This is a genomic window from Streptomyces sp. CB01881 (assembly GCF_002953255.1).
Taxonomy (GTDB): Bacteria; Actinomycetota; Actinomycetes; order Streptomycetales; family Streptomycetaceae; genus Kitasatospora.
Genome location: NZ_CP026498.1, coordinates 5,723,145 through 5,729,856, shown reverse-complemented (window position 1 = coordinate 5,729,856; position 6,712 = coordinate 5,723,145). Strand labels below are relative to the sequence as shown.

Sequence of the window (6,712 nt, the reverse complement as noted above, 5' to 3'; positions counted from 1 at the left end):
TCCGGTCCGGTGCGGGGCTGAAGGCGGTGCGGCGGAACATCCAGATGGTGTTCCAGGACCCGTACACCTCGCTGAACCCGCGGATGACGGTCGGCGACATCATCGGGGAGCCGTTCGAGATCCACCCCGAGGTGGCGCCGAAGGGCGACCGCCGCAAGGCCGTCCAGGACCTCCTGGACGTGGTGGGGCTCAATCCGGAGTACATCAACCGGTACCCGCACCAGTTCTCCGGCGGGCAGCGCCAGCGCATCGGCATCGCCCGAGGGCTGGCGCTGAAGCCGGAGGTGATCATCTGTGACGAGCCGGTCTCCGCGCTGGACGTCTCGGTGCAGGCGCAGGTGATCAACCTGCTGGAGCAGCTCCAGAGCGAGTTCCGGCTGTCGTACATGTTCATCGCGCACGACCTCTCGATCGTCCGGCACATCTCGGACCGGGTCGGCGTGATGTACCTCGGCAAGCTGGTCGAGATCGGGACGGAGGACCAGATCTACTCCCACCCGACCCACCCGTACACCCAGGCGCTGCTCTCCGCGGTGCCGGTCCCGGACCCGACCGGGCGCGAGCAGCGCGAGCGCATCCTGCTCAGCGGCGACCTGCCGTCGCCGGCCAACCCGCCGTCCGGCTGCCGGTTCCGCACCCGCTGCTGGAAGGCGGAGGAGCGCTGCTCCACGGAGGTCCCGCTGCTGGCGGTGCCGTCCGCGCTGACCGGGCCGGCCGCGCACGAGTCGGCGTGCCACTTCGCCGAGGTGCGGGACGTGATCGGCGCGGGCTGAGCCGCCCGCCCGGCCGAACCCGGCCGGGCACCGGGGTCCTGCCGACTCCGGTGCCCGGCCCACTACTTGGTGAAGCCGACGTTCTCCCAGACGATGTCGGAGAGGCCCTGTGCGCCGATGTTGGCGAGGTCGGCGCGGGCGCCGTACAGCTGCGGGCGCTGGTAGAGCGGCAGGATGCCGGCCACCTTCCACAGCTCGCCGTCGGCCTGGTTGATGGCCTCGAAGGCGGTGGCGGCGTCGGTCGCCGCCGAGGCCCGGTCGAGGGCGGAGTCGACGGCGGGACTGCCGGCCTGGGACTGGTTGGTGCCGCCGTTCTGGGCGAAGTTGGCCCGGTTGCCGCTGGCCGGGAACGGCGTGCCGAGCAGCGAGTACGCGGCGATGTCGAAGTCGTGCCGGTTGACGTACTTGTCGAAGAAGTCGTTGGCCTTCGCGGGGACGACGGTGACCCTGATCCCGACGTCCCTGAGCATCCGGACGGTGGCGTTGGCCTCGTTCTGGGCCTGGGTGACGCCGGCGGGGATGACCATCCGCAGGCTGAGCTCCTTGCCGTCCTTCTTCCGGACGTCGCCGTCGAGCTTCCAGCCGGCCGCGTCGAGCTTGCGGACGGCGTCGGAGGGGTCGTAGCGGCTGAGGCCGAGGGAGTTGTCCCGGTAGGCGTTCTGGTTGGCCACCAGCAGGTGGCTGTTGAGGGTGACGGCCGGCCAGTCGAGCCCGGCAAGGTCGGTGCGGGTGATGACGTCCCGGTTGATCGCCTGGAACACGGCCTGGCGGACGGCCGGGTCGGTGAGCGCGGGGCTCCTGCTGTTCAGGGTGAACTGGCGGAAGTCGGGCCCGCCGGCGCGGCGGACGGCGGCGCCCTTGGTGCTCTTGATCAGCTGGTAACCGGCCACGTCCGGGCCGTTGTTGAAGAAGTCGACCGTGCCGTCGCCGAAGGCCCCGGCCATGGTGTTGGGGAGCATGGCGTGGAAGACGATCCGGTCCAGCATCGGCTTGTCGCCCCACCAGGCCGGGTCGGCGGCCAGGGTGACGGTCTGCGCCGCCTTGTCCAGCTTCTCGACCTTGAAGGGTCCGGCGGTGACCGGGATCGCGTCCAGGTAGGCGGTGTTGAACAGCTCCGGGGTGGCGAGCCTGCTCGCGGGCAGCAGCGGGGCGTTGGCGGCGCCGTTGAACATGGACTGCCACTCGGAGAACGGCCGCTCGAAGGTCATCACGGCCTGGAACTCGTCCTTGCCCTTCTCGACCGCCGTGACCAGCTCGAAGCCGGTGCTGCTGGAGGCCTTGTAGGCCGGGTCGGTCCCGTTCAGCGCCCGCCAGTTGGCCTCGATGTCGCGCCAGGTGATCGGGGTGCCGTCGGACCACCGGGCCTTCGGGTTGAGCGTCCAGGTGACGACCTGGCGGCCGTCCCGGACCTCGGCGTGGGCGTCCTGCAGGTAGGCCGGGTTGGCGGTCTGGGTGCCGGCCGCGTCGGAGCGGAAGAAGGTCGGCAGCAGCGGCTTGGTGACGGTGATGGTCGAGGACTCGCTGCCGTCGGTGTGGACCGGCGACCACTGGCTGGAGAACTGGGCGATCGCGACGTTCAGGGTGCCGCCCTGGCGCAGGTCGGCACGGTCGTGCGGGTTGACGTCCACGGCGGTGAGCTTGGGCGTCTCCAGCGTGCTCGGGAGGGCCGCGGAGCCCTGGTCGGCGGTGCAGGCGCAGAGCGTCAACGAGAGCGAGACGGCGGTGAGACAGGCGACCAGGGCCGTGCGGCGTGACAGGTGGCGGCGGCCCATGGTGGTTCTCCCGATGCAGATGTGACAGGCGGTGTGCGTGGTGCGGCGTCACATCTTGCTGACCGGGGAGCGGAGTTGTCGAGGGGCGGGCCCGGATCGGGCCCGCCCCTCGGGAAAACGGGTCAGGCGACGGTGAACTTGAAGGTGCGGTCCTTGTCGCCGGTCTTGTCCATCACCGAGGTGATGGCGTCGGCGACGTCCTGCGGGGTGATCGTGGCGGTCTGGCCGTTCTTCTTGACCTTCACCTTGTCGAACACGCCGGCCAGCTGGCCGTTGAGCGCGTCGAGGTCCCACTTGGGCGCGATCTTGCCGGAGGCGTCCGGGACCAGGGTGAGCGTCTTGGGGGCCGTCTTCGGGCCGAAGTCCCAGCTCTTGGCGCCGGCCACGAGGTGGATCCTGCCGTTCACCGCGGACTTCCCGAGGCTGTCCGCGGCGGCCTGCAGGGCCTGCGGGGAGATCTTGGGCTGGGCGGCCGTGACGGTGAGCGCGACGGGCTGCTCGGCCTTGCCCGAGGCGCGGTCGCGGTAGGCCGCCTCGACCTGGTCGACGGCGGAGGCGGAGTCCACCGCCTGGCCGGCCTTGCCGGGCACCACGACCGGCTCGCCGTTGTCGCCGAACTTGACGTAGCCCTCGGTCAGGCCCTGCCCCGAGCCGGCGGCCAGCGTCTCCAGGGCGGCCTTGAGCTTGGCCCGGTCCACCTTGACCTCCGGCGGCACGGCCTTCTCGTCGCCCTTCAGCGAGGTGATCACGTCGACCGGGCTGTACGAGTGCTGGGTGAGCTTGTCCACGGTGGCCGTGGTGTCGAAGCTCAGCCCGGCGACGGCCGGGTCGAGGTCCAGCGTCTGGTCGCCGATCTTCAGCTTGACCGGCTGCTGGCCGGCCTTGCCGACGCTCTCGTCGAGCTGGTGGATCGCCTGGTCGCGGTTGCTGCCGCCGATGTCCGTGCCGAGCACCACGGTGCCCTTGGGGATGTCGGACTGGTTCATCATCAGGCCGGTGCCGTACGCGGCGGCGCCCAGGAAGAGCACACCGCCGACGCCGTAGACGCCGAGCTTGACGAGCTTCTTGCCGGAGCCGCCCCGCTTGGCCTTGGCGGCCTCCGCCTTCGGGGCCGCCGGCTTGGCGGACTCGCCCGGCCGGGGGCCGGGAGCGGGCACCGGGGTGGAGCCGGCCGGGGCCTCGCCGTCCGGGCCGGGGCGGGCGCCCGGGCGCGGCTGGGCCGGGGAGGTGTTGAACGGGTCGGCCGGGGCGGCGGGCTCGCCCTGGCGGCCGGGGGCGCCCGGGAAGAGGCTGCCCGGGGCGGCGCCGCCGTACGGCTCGGCGCCGGCCGGGGGCCGCTGGGCGGCGAACGGGTCGGTGGCGGCCGGGGCGGAGGCGAACAGGCCCGGCTGCGGGCGGCCGTTCTGGGGCCGGTCGTTCTGGGACCGGTCGCGCTGGGGCAGGCCGTTCTGGGACGGGCCGCGCTGGGGCAGGCCGGATATGGCGGCGGGCGGCGCGGTGTCCTCGCGGATCGGCTCGAAGCCGTCGACCGAGGTGTCCTCCGGGTTCGCGGCGCCGGGCGCACCGCCGTCCGGACGACCCTGGCCCTGCGGCTGCGGACGGCCGCCGCCCTGCGGGTTGCGGCGCGGCAGGTCGCGCTTGGGGGCGAAGGGGTCGGCGGGCGCGCCCTGGGCGAACGGGGCGTCCTCGTACACGCCGGCCTCGTCGGCCGGGGTGTCCGGTCCAGCGCCGAACGGCGAGGCGGGCGCACCGGTGGGGCGCGGCGCGGGCGCGGGTGCGGAGGCCTGGGCGGGCAGCGGGCGGCCGCCCTGGCGGGCCGCACCGGGGCCCTGCTGCTGCGAACGGCCGGCGTTCTGCGGGCGCGCGCCGTTCGGGCGGGCCTCGGTGCCGGTGCCGGGCGCTGCGGCCGCGGCCGGTCCGGCGGCGGCCGCAGCCGCAGCGGGGGCGGGCTCGGCGGCCGCGCCCTTCTTCTGGCGCGGCCGGAACCAGGCGCCGGTGGACTCGGACTCCGAGGTGGCCGGCGGGATCTCCCACTCGGGCGGCAGGTTCGGCGGGGTGGCCGTCCGGGGGCTGCCGTCCATCACCCCGAGCACGGGGGAGGACGGGGCGGCCGAGCGGTGCCGGGGGCCGGCCGGATCGGCGGCGGGCGGGTTCTCCTCGCCGGGGCCGTCCTCGTTCTTGACGGTGGAGCGGACCACCACCGGCGGGATCGGACGGGAGCCGGGGATGTTGATCCGGACCCGCGTGGTCAGCGTGGTCTCGGTCTTCGGGGCCTCGTCCTCGTCACCCGGCGCCGAGCCCTCGACGGCACCGGCACCCGCACGGTCGCCGCCGGGGAACCCCGGTGTGCCGTAGGGCGGGGTGCCCGACGGGTAGGCGTCCGGACCCGTGCGCCGAGGCGTCGGGTGGGCGTTCTCAGATTCGCGGCTGCTCAATGCTGCTCTGCTCCGGGTTCGCGGGCGGGCCGTGCGGCGCGACCGCGGGGTTCGTGGGCGCCGGGCCTGGCGGGCGGCGGTCGGGTACGGCGTTCTGCGGCACCACCATACTGGGAAGAACTGGGAGGCGAACCGGTTCGGATAAAACCTGATACGTCCGGTTCCTCCGGTATGAGAGTACGGCCGGGTGGTCCTGACTGCTCGTCGTACGCGGTACGGTACGCGGCCCCGCGGGGCGGTCAGCGCGGGGGGCCGGGCACTCCGGGGAACCAGCTGGTGCGGGTCGGCAGGGTGGCGCAGATCACGCCCAGGATCGATCCGACGAACAGCCAGGCGAGCGACGTGGCATTGGTCCAGAGCACATTGTCACCCTCCGGCCGAGGGACCATCAGGAGCAGCAGGGCGAGGAACCAGCCGGCCGCGGGCAGCGCCGCGCCGAGCCGGGTGCCGGTCACCCGCAGGCCCGCGTAGAAGGTCGCCGCGGTGGCGGCCAGTGCCAGCAGGACTCCCACGGGCGGCCACAAGGCCTGCACAAATGCTCCGCAGACCGACACCGCGATGCCCAGCAGGAAGAACAGGACATAAGCCGCGATCCGCCCGGCCAGCGGGGGCTGGGGCTCCTTCAGGCGCTCGTCCCGGGTGCCGAGGACGGCCGCCGTGACCGACCGGCGGGGCCCCTTCTTGTCGGCGGGCGGCTTCTTGTCGGCGGGTGCCTTCTTGTCGGTGGGCCCGGTCATCGGGTGCTCCCCTCGGCGGTGCGGGCCGCGACGGCGTCGTCCGCGGCGGGGTCGTCCGCGATACCGCCGTCCGCGGTGGTGTCCAGGCCGGCGAAGAGGTCGGTCTCCGGCAGCTGCGGCCCGGCCTGGCCGCGCACCAGCTGGTAGTACTCGGTGGCGACCAGCGGCTGGCCGAGGTTGTTGGAGAGGGCGAACGAGGTGCCGTCCACGGTGATCTGGGTCACGTGCGCGGCCATCGCGGCGGCCTTGCGGGCGGCGTACGCGGCGCCGTCCAGCACGGCCGTGACCACGGCGTCGTCCACCACGCCGGGGACGTCGGCCGGCTGCGCGACTCCGGGGAACCGCGCCTCGGCGGCGGTCCGGGCGAGGCCCTGCGCGAGCACCGAGCGGGGCATCCGGTTCCAGTACACCTTGGCGATCCGCCAGGCCGGGCCGAGCTCGGGCCGGTACGCCGGGTCGGCGGCCAGTTCGTGCGCGCGCATCGCGACCCGGTGCGCCTGGATGTGGTCCGGGTGCCCGTAGCCGCCGTTCTCGTCGTAGGTGACCAGCACCTGCGGCCGCACCTCGCGGACCACCGCGACCAGGTGGCCGGCCGCCTCGTCCACGTCGGCCTGCCAGAAGCAGCCGGGCACGTCGTTGTCGGGGACGCCCATCATCCCGGAGTCGCGGTAGCGGCCCGCTCCGCCCAGGAAACGGAAATCGGCGACGCCGACCGCGCGCATGGCGTCGGTCAGCTCGCCGATCCGGTGCGGGCCGAGGGTGTCGTCCCGGTCCGCCGTGAGGTGGGCCAGCTCCGGCACGATCACCTCGCCGCCCTCGCCGAGGGTGCAGGTCACCAGCGTGACGCCGGCGCCCTCGGCGGCGTACCTGGCCATCGTGGCGCCGTTGCCGATCGACTCGTCGTCGGGGTGGGCGTGGACCAGGAGGAGGCGGCGGCCGGTAGTCATGGGAGGAAGCCTAAGGCGTGTCTGGCGGGGGCCCGGCGGGCGGCCGCG

The 6,712-nt window shown here is 73.7% G+C and carries 5 protein-coding genes; 1 reads left to right on the top strand and 4 read right to left on the bottom strand.

The genetic code is table 11. The features are described from left to right. On the top strand, positions 1-773 hold a 773-nt coding region (locus C2142_RS14780), incomplete at its 5' end, for an oligopeptide/dipeptide ABC transporter ATP-binding protein (protein ID WP_241002584.1). A gap of 62 nt (positions 774-835) precedes the next feature. On the opposite strand, the gene C2142_RS14775 is transcribed toward C2142_RS14780, so the two are convergent. The 4 genes from C2142_RS14775 to mshB all read right to left on the bottom strand — a co-directional run bounded on the left by C2142_RS14775 (position 836) and on the right by mshB (position 6,664). Further along, positions 836-2,545 carry an ABC transporter family substrate-binding protein gene (locus C2142_RS14775; RefSeq protein ID WP_148643067.1) on the bottom strand — a complete coding sequence of 570 codons (1,710 nt, stop codon included), beginning with the start codon at positions 2,543-2,545 and terminating at the stop codon, positions 836-838. A 122-nt stretch (positions 2,546-2,667) separates the two neighbouring features. Beyond that, positions 2,668-4,980 (bottom strand): peptidoglycan binding domain-containing protein, encoded by a 2,313-nt coding sequence (locus C2142_RS41560; RefSeq protein ID WP_153882782.1) that lies wholly within the window; start codon positions 4,978-4,980, stop codon positions 2,668-2,670. 239 nt (positions 4,981-5,219) lie between these two features. Further along, positions 5,220-5,717: a DUF6113 family protein gene (locus C2142_RS14765; protein WP_241002582.1), complete on the bottom strand. Its 498-nt coding sequence runs from the start codon at positions 5,715-5,717 to the stop codon at positions 5,220-5,222. After that, positions 5,714-6,664: an N-acetyl-1-D-myo-inositol-2-amino-2-deoxy-alpha-D-glucopyranoside deacetylase gene (gene mshB / locus C2142_RS14760; protein ID WP_148643065.1), complete on the bottom strand. Its 951-nt coding sequence runs from the start codon at positions 6,662-6,664 to the stop codon at positions 5,714-5,716. Before mshB ends, C2142_RS14765 begins: the two co-directional genes overlap by 4 nt. Positions 6,665-6,712: the final 48 nt, after the last annotated feature.